At 61.8% G+C, this 12,884-nt stretch carries 12 protein-coding genes; 10 read left to right on the top strand and 2 right to left on the bottom strand.

Annotation, left to right across the window (positions count from 1 at the left end; translation table 11 throughout):
* Positions 1-5: 5 nt before the first annotated feature.
* From HBR93_RS24085 to HBR93_RS24040, 10 genes are all read left to right on the top strand, one after another.
* On the top strand, positions 6-1,094 hold the full coding sequence (locus HBR93_RS24085) for a polyamine ABC transporter substrate-binding protein (RefSeq protein ID WP_169961229.1): 1,089 nt from the start codon (positions 6-8) through the stop codon (positions 1,092-1,094).
* Positions 1,091-2,386 (top strand): FAD-binding oxidoreductase, encoded by a 1,296-nt coding sequence (locus tag HBR93_RS24080; RefSeq protein WP_115128568.1) that lies wholly within the window; start codon positions 1,091-1,093, stop codon positions 2,384-2,386. The genes HBR93_RS24085 and HBR93_RS24080 overlap by 4 nt, the downstream gene beginning before the upstream one ends.
* Before the next feature lie 86 nt (positions 2,387-2,472).
* Positions 2,473-3,828 (top strand): MATE family efflux transporter, encoded by a 1,356-nt coding sequence (locus tag HBR93_RS24075; protein ID WP_115128567.1) that lies wholly within the window; start codon positions 2,473-2,475, stop codon positions 3,826-3,828.
* A gap of 82 nt (positions 3,829-3,910) precedes the next feature.
* Entirely contained in the window at positions 3,911-4,411 is a 501-nt protein-coding gene (locus tag HBR93_RS24070) for a sigma-70 family RNA polymerase sigma factor (protein WP_057438495.1), read from the top strand.
* A gap of 32 nt (positions 4,412-4,443) precedes the next feature.
* Positions 4,444-5,412 carry a FecR family protein gene (locus HBR93_RS24065; protein WP_169961238.1) on the top strand — a complete coding sequence of 323 codons (969 nt, stop codon included), beginning with the start codon at positions 4,444-4,446 and terminating at the stop codon, positions 5,410-5,412.
* 84 nt (positions 5,413-5,496) lie between these two features.
* Complete coding sequence (locus tag HBR93_RS24060) at positions 5,497-7,893, top strand: TonB-dependent receptor (protein ID WP_169961228.1); 2,397 nt, start codon at positions 5,497-5,499, stop codon at positions 7,891-7,893.
* Positions 7,894-8,200: 307 nt separating this feature from the next.
* Complete coding sequence (locus HBR93_RS27095) at positions 8,201-9,043, top strand: hypothetical protein (RefSeq protein WP_233092104.1); 843 nt, start codon at positions 8,201-8,203, stop codon at positions 9,041-9,043.
* Positions 9,044-9,279: 236 nt separating this feature from the next.
* A complete protein-coding gene (locus HBR93_RS24050; RefSeq protein ID WP_152987924.1) occupies positions 9,280-9,627 on the top strand; it encodes a hypothetical protein in 348 nt (115 codons plus the stop codon).
* 145 nt (positions 9,628-9,772) lie between these two features.
* Complete coding sequence (locus HBR93_RS24045; protein WP_152987925.1) at positions 9,773-10,147, top strand: hypothetical protein; 375 nt, start codon at positions 9,773-9,775, stop codon at positions 10,145-10,147.
* Positions 10,137-10,751: a hypothetical protein gene (locus tag HBR93_RS24040; protein ID WP_057438498.1), complete on the top strand. Its 615-nt coding sequence runs from the start codon at positions 10,137-10,139 to the stop codon at positions 10,749-10,751. The genes HBR93_RS24045 and HBR93_RS24040 overlap by 11 nt, the downstream gene beginning before the upstream one ends.
* Before the next feature lie 12 nt (positions 10,752-10,763).
* Here HBR93_RS24040 and HBR93_RS24035 read toward each other — a convergent pair whose 3' ends face one another.
* Positions 10,764-11,915 carry an MFS transporter gene (locus tag HBR93_RS24035; protein ID WP_057959079.1) on the bottom strand — a complete coding sequence of 384 codons (1,152 nt, stop codon included), beginning with the start codon at positions 11,913-11,915 and terminating at the stop codon, positions 10,764-10,766.
* Positions 11,916-12,174: 259 nt separating this feature from the next.
* Positions 12,175-12,837, bottom strand: a complete 663-nt coding sequence (locus HBR93_RS24030) for a carboxymuconolactone decarboxylase family protein (protein WP_057959080.1) — start codon at positions 12,835-12,837, stop codon at positions 12,175-12,177.
* Positions 12,838-12,884 lie beyond the last annotated feature (47 nt).

Below are 12,884 nucleotides of genomic sequence, written 5' to 3'. Positions count from 1 at the left end.
TCGATATGCGTCTCGTCAAACAGCTCCTCCCACTGGCCCTCGCCGCAGTGTTCAGCAGCGCCAGCCATGCCGCGCCGACGGTCAGTGTCTACAACTGGACTGACTACATCGGCGAGACCACCCTGGCCGACTTCCAGGCCAAGACGGGAATCAAGGTGGTCTACGACGTGTTCGACTCCAATGAAACCCTGGAGGGCAAGCTGCTGGCGGGGCGTACCGGGTATGACGTGGTGGTGCCGTCCAATCACTTCCTGGGGCGCCAGGTAAAGGCCGGGGCGTTCCTTGAATTGGACCGCGCGCAACTGCCCAACTACCCGAACCTGGACCCCAAGTTGCTCAAGCTGCTGGAGCAGAACGACCCTGGCAATGCCCATGCGGTGCCCTACCTGTGGGGCACCAATGGCATCGGCTATAACGTCGACAAGGTCAAGCAAGTGCTGGGCATCGACCACATTGATTCGTGGGCGGTGATGTTCGAGCCCGAGAACCTGAAGAAACTGCAGCAATGCGGGGTGGCGTTCCTCGATTCGGCAGATGAAGCATTCCCGGCGATCCTCAACTATATGGGCATGGACCCGCGCAGCGAGACGGCCGGCGATTATGCCAAGGCCGAGGCCAAGCTGCTGACCCTGCGCCCGTACATCACCTATTTCCATTCCTCCAAATACATCTCGGACCTGGCCAATGGCGATATCTGCGTGGCCTTCGGTTACTCCGGCGATGTGTTCCAGGCCGCCAACCGCGCCAAGGAAGCCAAGAATGGCGTGAACATCGCCTATGCAATTCCCAAGGAGGGCAGCAACCTGTGGTTCGACTTGCTGGCGATTCCCGCAGACGCCACCAACCCGAAACAGGCCCACGCGTTTATCAACGACCTGCTGGACCCCGAAGTCATCGCCAAGATCAGCACCTATGTCGGCTACGCCAACGCCAACCTGGCGGCGAAGACTTTCATGGCGCCGGAACTGGTGAATAACCCCGAGGTGTACCCGCCCCAGGACGTGCTCGACAAGCTGTACATTTCCACCACCCCCAGCCCGGCCATCATGCGTGTGATGACCCGGGCCTGGAGCAAAGTGAAGTCCAACCGATGAATCAGTCCCAAGACCATGCCCGTTCCTATTACCTGGCGTCGGCCAATGCCATGCCCCAGCGCGCGGCGCTGGCCGAGGACCTGAGCGCTGATGTGTGTGTGATCGGCGGCGGCTTTACCGGCGTCAACACCGCGATTGAGCTGGCCCAGCGCGGCCTGTCGGTGATCCTCCTGGAAGCCCGGCGCATCGGCTGGGGCGCCAGCGGGCGCAATGGCGGGCAGTTGATCCGGGGGATCGGCCATGACGTCTCGGGTTTTGCCCGGCATGTGGGCGAGGAGGGCGTGCGTTACCTGCAACGGGCCGGGATCGACTCGGTAGCGTTGGTCGGTGAGCGCATCCGGGAGCATGGGATCGACTGCGACCTGCGCTGGGGCTTTTGCGAGTTAGCCAATACACCGGCGCAATTTGCTGCGTTCAAGGGGGAGCAGGAAAGCCTCGCGGCCCTGGGTTACCAGCCTGAAACCCGCCTGGTGGCGGCGCAGGATATGGCGCAGGTGGTCGGCTCTCAACTGTACGCCGGGGGCTTGGTGGACATGGGCTCGGGCCACTTGCATCCGCTGAACCTGGTGTTGGGCGAGGCCCGTGTGGCCGAGGCGCTGGGTGTGCGGATTTTCGAGCACAGCGCGGTGCTGCAATTGATCCATGGCGACACCGTGCAGGTGCGCTGCGCCGGCGGCAGCGTGCGGGCTGGTAGCCTGGTGTTGGCGTGCAATGCGCACCTCGACGAACTGGAGCCGCGCCTGAGTGGCAAGGTGCTGCCGGCCGGCAGCTATATCATCGCCACCGAACCGTTGCCGGCTGCGCTCGCCGACGAGCTGATCCCGCAGAACCTGGCGCTGTGCGACCAGAAAGTCGGCCTGGATTACTACCGGCTTTCCGCCGACCGTCGGCTGTTGTTCGGTGGCGCCTGTCATTATTCGGGCCGTGACCCGGTCGATATCGCCGCGTACATGCGGCCGAAGATGCTCAAGGTGTTCCCGCAACTGGCCAACACCGCCATCGACTTCCAATGGGGCGGCAAGATCGGGATTACCGCCAATCGCTTTCCCCAGGTTGGGCGGTTGCAGCAGTACCCCAACGTGTTTTACGCCCAGGGCTATTCCGGGCATGGGCTTAACGTCACGCACTGGTGCGCACGGCTGCTGGCCGAGGGGATCCACGCAGGTGTCAGCCAGGGCCTGGACACCTTCAGCCGGGTGCCGCACATGACCTTTCCCGGCGGCAAGGCTTTACGCTCGCCGTTACTGGCGCTGGGCATGGTGTGGTACCGGCTTCGGGAAATGCTGGGATAGGTGGGTAGCGGTTTAAAACACTGCATGATCGGATCCAATACGCTATAACCCCTCGGTCGCTGTGTCATTCCGAGGCCCCGCTTTTCATGCAGAACCCTTTGCAACGCCCGTTGTGGCAGGTGTACCTGTTCTTTCTTGCGCCGATGGTGCTGTCCAACTTCCTCCAGAGTTTTTCCGGCACCCTCAATGGCATTTATGTCGGGCAGATGCTCGGCACCCAGGCGCTGGCGGCGGTGTCGGGGATGTTTCCCATCGTGTTCTTTTTTATCGCCCTGGTGATTGGCCTGGGGGCGGGCGCCTCGGTGCTGATCGGCCAGGCCTGGGGCGCGGGGGAAACCGCACTGGTCAAGGTCATCACCGGCGCGACCCTGACCCTGGGGGCGTTGATCGGAGTTCTCGCCGCCGTGCTCGGCAGCCTGTTCGCCCGCCCGGCCATGCACGCGCTGGGCACGCCGCTGGATGTGCTGGACGACGCCGTCGGCTATGCCCAGGTGATGATGCTGATCATGCCGTTGCTGCTGGTGTTCATCCTCTACACCCAATTGCTGCGAGGCGTGAGCGATACGGTGTCGCCGTTGCTGGCGCTGATGGTTTCAACGGTGGTCGGCCTGGTGCTGACCCCGGCCCTGATCCGCGGCTGGCTGGGGCTGGCGCCCATGGGCATCCAGAGCGCGGCCTATGCCGGCCTGGTGGCCAACGCCGTGGCCATGCTGTTTCTGGTGCTGCGCCTGCGCCATAAAAACCATGTGATGGCGCCGGACCGCGCATTACTGGCGGCCTTGCGCCTGGACCGGGCGATCCTCGGCAAAGTCCTGCGCATCGGCCTGCCCACCGGCTTGCAGATGGTGGTGCTGTCGTTGTCGGAGCTGGTGATCCTGGCACTGGTCAACGGCCACGGCTCCCAGGCCACGGCGGCGTATGGCGCGGTGACGCAGATCGTCAACTATGTGCAGTTCCCGGCGCTGTCGATCGCCATCACCGCCTCGATCCTCGGCGCCCAGGCCATTGGCGCCGGGCGCCTGGAACGCATCGGGCCGATCCTGCGCACCGGGCTTGCGATCAACCTGTGCCTGACCGGAGGCCTGATCGTGCTGGGCTACGCCTTGTCCCACTGGCTACTGGGCCTGTTCATCACCGATGATCAGGCGCGGGTCCAGGCCGAACACCTGCTGCACATCATGCTCTGGAGCATTCTGGTGTTCGGCTTCCAGGCAGTGATTGGCGGCATCATGCGCGCCAGTGGCGTGGTGTTGATGCCGGTGGCGATCTCGATCTTCTGCGTGCTGGGTGTGGAGCTGCCGGTGGCGTACCTGCTCAATGCCCGCTTTGGCCTGGAAGGGGTGTGGATGGCGTTTCCGGTGACTTACCTGGTGATGCTGGGGTTGCAGACGGCGTATTACCGGTTGGTGTGGCGGCATAAGCAGATTAAGCGGTTGGTCTAGAGAGGGGGAGGCGACGGTCAGTAATTGCTCCCATTAATAGGAAGCATTACTATTCACGCCCCGCCTACCCAGTGCACCGTCGATGACTCCCCAGCCGCCCCGCAGACCAGGCTTTTTCGCGTACTACGAAGAGTTGGTCGGGACCTGGACGCGTCGCTTGCGCAATCGCCAGCAGGCCGAGGACCTGGCCCACGATACGTTTGTGCGGGTATTGGAGTCCAAGTCGGCGCGGGTCGAGCAGCCGCGTGCCTATTTGCACCAGACGGCGCGCAATATTGCGGTGGACGCCTATCGGCGTGCAGACCGGCGCGAAGCACTGGAACTGCAAGGTCTTGACCAGAGTGCGCCGCACAGTGGCGACCCGGAGCATTTCATGCACGCCGTCCAGTTGGCGGACTCCATCGAGCGGGCCCTGGCCGAATTGCCCCTCAATTGCCGCAGGATTTTCATCTGGCAAAAAATCGAAGGCATGACCCAACAGGAAATCGCCGAGCGCCTGGGGCTTTCTAAAAACATGGTGGAAAAGTATATGATCCGCACCCTGCGGCATCTGCGCGAGCGCCTGGATGCGCTGGCCCCATGACCAATGCCCGCTTTGAAACAGGACCTTCCATGATGGATACCCGCGAGTGTGCCTGTGGCAGCGCAACGGTGCGCGACGAGGCGGCGCAGTGGTTTGTGCGTCTGCAGGACCCGCCCCTGAGCGTTGAGGAGCAGGGTCTTTTTGACAGTTGGTGTAGGGAGCATCCCGCGCACCAGTATGAGTTCGAGGTGCTGCAGGGGCTGTGGAGCGCCGCCGACCTGCTGCCCAAGGTGCGTTTGCAGGCCCTGCTCGATACGCCTGTGCCGCGCAAGCGTCGCGGGGCCGTGGGCTATGCCATGGCGGCCAGCGTGTTGGCGGTGGCCGTCGGCCTTGGGTTGTTCAGTGGCCTGGACCACCCGCGCGGCTATGAGGCGCAATTCAGCACCGGGTTGGGCGAGCGTCGACAGGTGGCGTTGCCGGATGGCTCGCTGATGGACCTCAACAGCCGTAGCGTGGTGGCGGTGCATTACGAAAAGGGCCGGCGTGGGATCGAACTCAAGCAGGGTGAAGCGCTGTTCAGCGTTGAGCACGACACCCACCGGCCTTTTGTGGTGCAGGCCGGGGCAGGGCAGGTGACGGTCACCGGGACCCGGTTTGACGTGCGCCGCGACGATGACCAGACCCGCGTGGTGGTCGAGGCCGGAACGGTCAAGGTACAAGGGCAGGCTGCCCAGCCAGCGGTCACCCTGACCGCCGGCCTCGGTACCTCGATCGACCGTCAGGGCGCGGTCGCGGCGGCCCGCCCGGTCAACGCCCAGGCACTGCTGGCCTGGCAGACCGGCAAGCTGGTGTTCAACGATGCCAGCCTGGCCGAGGTGGCCCGGGAAGTCTCGCGCTACCGCGAAAAACCCTTGCGGGTCAGCGCTGCCGCCAGCGAGCTGCGCCTGACCAGCGTGTTCAAATCTGATGACACCGATGCCTTGCTCAAGGCCCTGCCGCACATTCTGCCGGTGGCCCTGCGCACGCTGCCCGACGGTAGCCAGGAAATAATTTCACGCTAGGTTCAGGTTTTTTCCGAGTTCTTCGTCTTCTTGTCCAACTGCAACTGGTTTGCATTAACAGCCGCGCTTTCTTGGGATTACGACGTGACAAAACTCGCTGCGAACAACAATAAAACTGCCCGCTGGGCGCCATTGGCCCTGGCCCTGGCGATCAGTACTGCGGCCTATGCCGACGATGCCATCCACATCAAGGCCCAGCCACTGGGGGCGGCACTGAGCCAATTGGGCCAGCAAACCTCACTGCAAGTGTTTTTCAGCCCGCAGATGGTGGCCGGCAAACAAGCCCCGGCCGTCGATGGCAACCTGTCGCCGGAGCAGGCCCTGCGCCAGTTGCTGCAAGGCAGCGGCCTGGACTACCAGATCGACTCGGGCTCGGTGACATTGCATCCCCTCGCCACTGGCACCGGTGAAGCCGGTTCACCCCTGGAACTTGGCGCGACCGCGATCCAGGTGGTGGGCGACTGGCTGGGCGATGCCAACGCCGAAGTGGTGCAGAACCATCCCGGTGCGCGTACCGTGATCCGGCGCGAGGCTATGGTAGAGCAGGGCGCGATGAACGTCGGTGACGTGCTGCGCCGGGTGCCTGGGGTGCAGGTGCAGGAATCCAACGGTACCGGTGGCAGCGATATTTCCCTCAACGTCGGCGTACGCGGTCTGACATCGCGCTTGTCGCCGCGCTCCACAGTGTTGATCGACGGCATTCCTGCGGCGTTCGCACCCTATGGCCAGCCCCAGTTGTCGATGGCACCGATTTCCGCCGGTAACCTGGAGAGCATCGACGTGGTACGCGGCGCCGGTTCCGTGCGGTATGGCCCACAGAACGTCGGCGGCGTGATCAACTTCGTGACCCGGGCGATCCCCGAGACCTTTTCCGGTGAGGTCGGCACCACCCTGCAGACCTCGTCCCATGGCGGCTGGAAACATGTCGACAACGCATTTATCGGCGGCACCGCAGACAACGGCATTGGCATGGCGCTCCTGTATTCCGGGGTCAATGGCAACGGTTATCGCGACAGCAACAACGGGAACGACATTGACGATGTGATCCTCAAGACCCACTGGGCGCCGACCGATCAAGACGATTTCACCCTCAATTTCCATTACTACGACGCCAGCGCCGATATGCCCGGCGGCCTGACCCAGAAGCAGTTCGACGCCAACCCTTACCAGTCGGTGCGCGACTGGGACAACTTCAGCGGCCGGCGCAAGGATGTGTCCTTCAAGTACATCCGCCAGATCGACGACCGCACCCAGGCCGAAGTGCTGACCTATTATTCCGACAGTTTCCGGGGCAGCAACATCGCCAACCGTGACCTGAAAACCCTCAGCTCCTACCCGCGGACCTACTACACGTTCGGCATCGAGCCACGGGTGTCCCATGTGTTCGAGCTGGGCCCGACCACCCAGGAAGCCAGTATCGGCTATCGCTACTTGAAAGAGGGCATGCACGAGCAGGCCACCAGTCTCAACCTGATCAACAACGTGCCGACGCCGGGTGGCCAGAGTGACGGCCATGTGTACCAGGACCGCACCGGTGGCACCGAGGCCAACGCTTTCTATATTGATGACAAGATCGACGTGGGCAAGTGGACGATTACCCCCGGTATCCGCTTTGAAAGCATCCGCACCCAATGGCATGACCGCCCGGTGGTGGCGCTCAATGGTTCCCGCACCCAGGAGAAGCACCGCGCGATCAAGAACAACGAACCGTTGCCGGCGCTGAGCGTGATGTACCACGTGTCCGATGCCTGGAAGCTGTTCGCCAACTATGAAACATCCTTCGGCAGCCTGCAGTATTTCCAGCTGGGCCAGGGCGGAAATGGCGACCAGACGGCCAACGGCCTGCAACCGGAAAAGGCCAAGACCTACGAGATCGGCACCCGCTACAACGACAACGTCTGGGGCGGCGAAGTGACGCTGTTTTACATCGACTTCTCCGATGAGTTGCAATACGTCAGCAATGACGTGGGCTGGACCAACCTGGGCGCGACCAAACACACGGGTATCGAAGCTTCGGCCCATTACGACCTGGCCGACCTCGACCCACGTCTGGAGGGCCTGAGTGCCAATGCCGGCTTTACCTACACCAAGGCGACCGCTGAAGGTGATGTGGCGTTCAAGGGCCGTGACCTGCCGTTGTACTCCCGGCAAGTGGCGACCCTGGGGCTGCGTTATGCCGTCAATCACTGGACCCATAACCTGGACGCGTATGCCCAGTCCGGCCAGCGCGCGCCAGGCACCACCAACACCTATATCACCGAACCGACCGCCGACGGCCAGTACGGGGATATCCCGGGGTATGTTTCCGTCAATGTGCGCAGTGGCTATGACTTCGGCCCGCAACTGTCGAACCTGAAGTTGGGTGTTGGGGTGAAAAACGTGTTTGACCAGCAGCACTTCACCCGTTCCAGCGACAACAACGCCGGGATTTACCTGGGTGAGCCACGCACCTTCTTTGTACAGGCGAGCGTGGGGTTCTGACGGGGAATCGTCGCCTGCCGGCGACGATTTTTCTATTGATGGGGGGCGTCGCTGCTGACGCCCTTCCACGCGCTTTTCCTCTTGGCCTTTCTCTTGCTCCTTACGATCCTTCAGCCGAGGTTGAAGGGGACGTTGGCGGGCTTCCTACCTTTTTTAGGCGATTTTCGTCGCTTTCCGGAACCGAACTCCCCCAGTCCGCCACAGACACAATTAGCCCACTGTGCACAGACATCCGGTGATCAATTTATCGCCTGGGTGCTTCGGACGGTGAGGTACATCGTGTCAACAAGCCGCACTGGAGAACATTATGTCGGTACCTGCGTTCAATCAGCCTGTCGTCAATCTACCGAATGACGCCATGCGTCACGAGGCCGAGGCCAACACCACGGGCGCTGCGGCGTCGGCCGCCGGGCCAGCCGCCAAGGGGCCTAGTTTCAGCGGGCCAGAGAGCAAGTCTGGGCCGGTGTTTGCGGCTGCGCAGCCGATGGCACAAGGCGCCGCCGGCGTACAGGCCGATGCTGCCCGGGGGGGCAGGCCCCCGCTCCCTGGGAGCCCGCCGCCAAGGCCGTTCCCGCAGCAACCCGATCCGATCTATTCAAAGCGCAGCCATGATCAGTTGGCCCAGCAACTTCTGGATAATTTCAAGGCGTTCAACGATCCGAAAAACCCGGACTACATTACGCCGCAGGGGTTGAAAGCAAAGGCTGAAACACCCCTGACAAAGTACCCGCACAAGAATCAGGACATCCGGCTGGCCAGGGAAATCATGAAGCGTCCGGACCTGCTCAAAGCGCTTGACCGTGATGGTCGTACGGGGGGGCTGGATGCTCAGATCAGCCGTCAAAACATCTATGACGTCATCCGCTCTGACAACCCCTTGAAGTACAAGGACGATGAACAACTCGCCAAGGACATGCTGAAGAATTTCAATCAGCTCAAAGGCAGTTTCTGGAGCAAAGACATCAAGGTCGCCGATCTCAATGCCAGGGCCCAGCGCCCGTTGACAGGTAACCCTCATCGGGACCAACTCACCCACCTGGCGAGGGAGGTCTTCAACCGCTCCAACCTGCTGCAACAAATGGACAACGTCGCTAGCCCCGACTATGACGGCAGAATCAGCAAGCGTGGGTTGAAGAAGTTGTCCCATTAAACCGCCGGTATTGCACTGGGAGCACACAACCGGGAAGCGCCGCGAGTCTTTCGCGGTATTTCCCGGTTCGACCAGGGTTGCCAGTCTTGCGGATGACCGCTCTGGCTGGGGCTGCACGTGTCCACTTATCGCCTGCCACTTCGCTGATCAGGAACTGTTTTCAGCGGTTTGCCACATAACGTGTATCTGACGGCCTTTATGACGCCGGCAGTTTCACTCAAAGAGAGGGTGTTGACATGACTTCAACGTCGTTTGGAACTCAAACTCCCGGCCTGCCGCAATCCCTTCTTGCTCCACCTTGCGAAAACACGACGCAGAGACAACTTTTCGATGCCCAGAATCAGGCTGTGCCGGGAGGGGAAGGCACCGAAGCCCAACGGGTAAGGAATTTTTCCGGCCAGTACACCTTCAAGGCCCCGGCGGCGGATGACTTCGCCAAAGGCATGCAGTCCTACCGCGCCACTGCCGTCCCAACCACCACCATGCAGACGCCTGCGGGTACGACGAGCGGGTTGATCAATGCCATAAAAGCCTTGCTGGGCGGTTCTCGATCAGGAGCATTGTCGCCCCGAGAACCTGACTGAGGGCCGCGCCCAGGACTGACCATTGTTTACATACAGACATCGAAATTGATCGGGTGCCCCGGAACCATTGCCGGTGGTTGGCCACATACTTTGCGCTTGCTGGAAACCCACCCTTGCACTGACGGTGGTGGCAGCCGGTCTGAGTATGGATCTAGAAAAGGTGGATATGAACATGGCAATTGACGGTGGGGTACCTCTCCTGCGGCCCGATGTTACGAGCCGCCATGAAGCGATACCGGATGACGCACAACAGAAAGCTCATGCTGCTTCAAGCGAGACCACGCCGCGTGGCTGGCAGGCCGATAATCAACCTTTGCCCAGCACTATCCGCTCTTCGGGATTCCGCCGCCCGTTGCGGTGGGCCACGCCCGATGAGGTCATGCTGCATCATCAGGAGCTGAGAAACGCGCCCTCGACGCGTACCCCCAATGTGAACCCCTATACCCAATTGCCGGACCGCCAGTTAGTCAAGGCACTGGGTGACCATTTTTCCGTGCTGGAAAATTTTCATGAAAAATGAAGGACTGAAACTGTCGTCGCTGCGGCGAATTGCCAGTGCAAAAATGACTGACACACCGGCGCTCAACAACGCCATTCTGCTGGCCAGGGCACTGGTCCAGCGCCCGCGGTTGATCGACGCGATCCTTGACGAAGAGGGGTTTATAACGCGGCAAAGCCTGGAGCGGGCGGTACAGGGTGTGTTTGGCAACAGCGACCCCAATGCCTTCAGTCCGGATCCTTTTCACGCCAAGACCAATGTCGAGTTGGTGCTGGCGTTCAGGGCCGCTTTTGATGAACTGCGTGACAGATCCCGGGACCGCACGGGCTTTTTTGAGAGTGTCGGCTACGTCCAGATCGAACGGCTTGTGTCAATCAGTAAGGATCCGGATGAAACGGACCAGAATGGTGCCGTTATCCGAGACCCTGCCACGGGGCTACCGAAAAAAATGTACAGCGAACAACTGGTGTATATGTCAAAAAACCTGGTGGACCGTCCCAGGCTTTTGAGTTCCCTGGAACGCATCCATTCTGGCTGGCGACGCATTTACGGTAGTCATTACCAGAAGGGATGGCTGAGCAACAAAGACCTTGACGGCTGGCTTGAAAACACTAGAGACCTGTAGCGCCTGGGGGCCTTACACCCGCAGTATTTTGCCGCTGATCGCCACCGCCAACAGCAGCACGGCGATCAACACAAAGGCCACGCTCAGGCTGCTGCCGTGGGCGATAAAACCAATCAGCGCGGGGCCTGCGAGAATACCGGCATATCCCAGGGTGGTAATGGCGGGCACCGCAATGTGCTCCGGCATGACCGTTTGCTTGCCCACCGCGGTGTACAGCACCGGCACGATATTCGAACAGCCGGCACCGACCAGGGCATAACCCAGCAGGGCGGTTTCCCATGCCGGGAGCAGGGTGGCCAGCAGCATGCCGGCGGTGGCCAGCAAACCACCGATCACGATCACCCGTTTGGCACCCAGGCGGCGCACAATGGCATCGCCGGTCAGGCGGCCGAGGGTCATGGTCAAGGCAAACGCCGCATAACCCAGGCCCGCGTAGGCTTCGTCGAGGCCGCGTTCGTCGCTGAGAAACACCGCGCTCCAATCGAGCACGGCACCCTCTGCCAGGAATACGATAAAACACAGGCAGCCGATAAACAGCACCACCCCATGGGGGATGGCGAAGGCCGGGCCGGAGCTTTCGCTGCCGTAGGGCAACAAGTGCGGGGCCGCCTTGAGCAAGGCGCCCAGGGTAATCACGATAACCACCAGGGTGGCCGAAAGCGGTGACAGCCCCAGGCCGAGCAGCGCACTGACACCTGCCGCCCCCACAATCCCCCCCAGGCTGAACAGCCCATGGAAGCCCGACATCATGGTTTTGCCACTGGCCCGCTCAACAATCACTGCCTGCAGGTTGACGGTGGAGTCCACCGTGCCCAGGCCTGCACCAAACAGAAACAATCCGGCCATCAGCAAGGGTATCGAGCTGACCGTGGCCAGCATCGGCAAGGCCACGCAGAGCAGCAGCGTCCCGGCGCTCAACACGCGGCGGCAGCCGAAGCGTGACGCCAGCGCGCCGGCCATTGGCATGGCAATGATCGACCCCACTCCCAGGCACAACAGCAACAGGCCCAGGGTGCCTTCGTTGAGCTGCGCGCGGGCCTTGGCATAGGGGACCAACGGTGCCCAGGCCGCGATGCCGAAGCCGGCAATAAAAAACGCGATACGGGTCGACATTTGTTCCAGGCGTCCCGGAACCACAGGCGCCTGGGGGGTGATGGCAGTCATGAATATCCTTGGTTTTGCGTTCAGCGAACGATGTCCAGCGCGACATCCTTGCACATCAGGCCCTATCGAGCGAGCCAGGTTCCCTTGCGGGCCGCGAAGTTTTTACTGACAACACGGAACACTTTTACCGTTGATCACCACACAGAGGTTATCGGGCCTGCTTGAGGTGGTCTGGAGGGTGCGTAATCCCTGTGAGTAGCGTTGAACCCCAGGCTGCTTGCACAGGATTACCACCTTCCAGGCCACTTCTGCGCGTGGGTCAGTTGGGGGTTGGGAGATATGCCCTGACTTGCACCACGTCGGCGCCAGCGACCCGCACCAGGAGGGTGCCACGGGGCGTGGTTTCCTGGCCGATGTAACTCTCCACCAGCACCCGATCCGCAGCCGTGGCGTGCAGCGATAGCTTATGGGGTTTGCGCAGCAGCTTTCGAGCCTGGGCGTCCACCGGGAATGACGGCTGGCCCCGGCGCACACTGTCGCAAAACGCTACTGCCACGGCCCGTGGCGGCGGTGGTGGCGGCGAGGGCAGGTTGGCTGCGGTGAACAGCAGGTTGAGCTGCTCGGCAGTGGCGACGGCACGGGGGAAACCGGTAAAGGCCGAGGCCACCAGCAGCAGTTCAGTCAGCTCCCCAGGCGCCAGGCCTTGGGCCAGGCTGGTCTTGAAATGCACGCTCAACGGCGGGCCGACCATACCGGCGGCGACGATCGCGGCAAAGATCGCTGCTTCCTGCAAGCGCGGATCAAGGCCCGGGCGCTCGTGCAGATAGCCGTACACCACACCGACCGCCAATTCGCCCAGGGCCGGCGCGGTATGGAACAACGCATCCAGGCGTGCGCCGCCATCCGGTACCCGCTCAATGAATGTTTTGCGGCCGGCGCGGTAAAGCGTTTCAACGGGGCTCTGCGGGGCAAGTGTCTTCATGGTGCATCCTCCAGGAAAATGAGGACGGCGTTTGCTCGACTGCGCAC

The organism is Pseudomonas sp. WS 5411 (assembly GCF_012985595.1).
Classification (GTDB): Bacteria; Pseudomonadota; Gammaproteobacteria; order Pseudomonadales; family Pseudomonadaceae; genus Aquipseudomonas; species Aquipseudomonas shahriarae.
The sequence above is the reverse complement of the archived record's forward strand: the minus strand, read 5'-3'. Positions and strand labels throughout refer to the sequence as shown.

Bases quoted from the DNA above. Each gene is read 5' to 3' on its own strand.
- HBR93_RS24085 (WP_169961229.1), top strand. From the start codon at position 6: ATGCGTCTCGTCAAACAGCTCCTCCCACTGGCCCTCGCCGCAGTGTTC.
- HBR93_RS24080 (WP_115128568.1), top strand. From the start codon at position 1,091: ATGAATCAGTCCCAAGACCATGCCCGTTCCTATTACCTGGCGTCGGCC.
- HBR93_RS24075 (WP_115128567.1), top strand. From the start codon at position 2,473: ATGCAGAACCCTTTGCAACGCCCGTTGTGGCAGGTGTACCTGTTCTTT.
- HBR93_RS24070 (WP_057438495.1), top strand. From the start codon at position 3,911: ATGACTCCCCAGCCGCCCCGCAGACCAGGCTTTTTCGCGTACTACGAA.
- HBR93_RS24065 (WP_169961238.1), top strand. From the start codon at position 4,444: ATGGATACCCGCGAGTGTGCCTGTGGCAGCGCAACGGTGCGCGACGAG.
- HBR93_RS27095 (WP_233092104.1), top strand. From the start codon at position 8,201: ATGTCGGTACCTGCGTTCAATCAGCCTGTCGTCAATCTACCGAATGAC.
- HBR93_RS24050 (WP_152987924.1), top strand. From the start codon at position 9,280: ATGACTTCAACGTCGTTTGGAACTCAAACTCCCGGCCTGCCGCAATCC.
- HBR93_RS24045 (WP_152987925.1), top strand. From the start codon at position 9,773: ATGGATCTAGAAAAGGTGGATATGAACATGGCAATTGACGGTGGGGTA.
- HBR93_RS24040 (WP_057438498.1), top strand. From the start codon at position 10,137: ATGAAAAATGAAGGACTGAAACTGTCGTCGCTGCGGCGAATTGCCAGT.
- HBR93_RS24035 (WP_057959079.1), bottom strand. From the start codon at position 11,915: ATGACTGCCATCACCCCCCAGGCGCCTGTGGTTCCGGGACGCCTGGAA.
- HBR93_RS24030 (WP_057959080.1), bottom strand. From the start codon at position 12,837: ATGAAGACACTTGCCCCGCAGAGCCCCGTTGAAACGCTTTACCGCGCC.